Origin of the sequence: Oceanobacillus caeni, from assembly GCF_019037185.1 — a bacterium.
GTDB classification, from domain to species: Bacteria; Bacillota; Bacilli; order Bacillales; family Amphibacillaceae; genus Oceanobacillus; species Oceanobacillus caeni.
Genome location: NZ_JAHHXM010000081.1, coordinates 1 through 812, shown reverse-complemented (window position 1 = coordinate 812; position 812 = coordinate 1). Strand labels below are relative to the sequence as shown.

At 36.1% G+C, this 812-nt stretch carries 2 protein-coding genes; both read right to left on the bottom strand.

Annotation, left to right across the window (positions count from 1 at the left end):
• Positions 1-455: IS3 family transposase (locus KM885_RS17765; protein WP_216884344.1), on the bottom strand; the 455-nt coding region annotated here is incomplete at its 3' end.
• A gap of 20 nt (positions 456-475) precedes the next feature.
• Entirely contained in the window at positions 476-736 is a 261-nt protein-coding gene (locus KM885_RS17760) for a transposase (protein WP_047184434.1), read from the bottom strand.
• Positions 737-812 lie beyond the last annotated feature (76 nt).

The window sequence follows — 812 nt, the reverse complement described above, 5'->3', positions numbered from 1 at the left end:
TTTTTTGTATGTAAATCAAGAACGGACGCTAGATAACACCAACCATCACGAAGCGTATGGACATATGTAATATCAGCTACCCATTTTTCGTTGATTGTTGTTGTAGTGAAATCTTGATTTAATACATTTTCTCGTTCTTCTACGGGCTTTTGTGTTGGTGTTGGGCGGAATTTTTTTACAATACATGATTGGATGCCTGCTTGTTTCATCAAACGTTGAACTCGATTGATACTGCCTGTATAGCCTTCTTTTTTAAGTATTTCAAAGATTTTAGGGGCCCCATAACGACCCTTACTTTCTTTATGGATTGCTCGAATTCGTTCAAGCAGTTGTTCGTTGGCGACATGATAGCTATTCGGCTTCTTGTGAAACGATTGATAATACGTACTTTTAGGCATCTTTAAAACACGACACATCATTTGGATTGGATGATGTTCGCTTTCTTTTGTAATCAAGTCAATCAGTTCTTGCTCATCTATTTTCTCGCGAATATGGTCATAGCCTTTTTTAAGATTTCGATCTCCTGTTTTAATCGAAGATTTTCCTTTTGAATGGCTTCTATATCAGCCAAAGTTAATTCCTGTTCACATTCAATTGGAGAGAGTTGCTTAATCCATTTATAAATCGTTACTTCTGAAACACCATATTCGCTAGAGAGTTGACTGACTGGAGTGCCTGAGCGATAAAGCTCAACTACTGTTTGTTTAAATTCTTGATTATACCGTTTTTGACTCATGATTCGGACACAACCTTTCGTTAGTTTAATATTAATGACTTAACCAAGTTGTGTCCATAAATCTATACTACATCTA

What these genes read in the sequence shown, in the direction of transcription:
- KM885_RS17760 (WP_047184434.1), bottom strand. Translation starts at nt 736, where the DNA reads ATGAGTCAAAAACGGTATAATCAAGAATTTAAACAAACAGTAGTTGAG.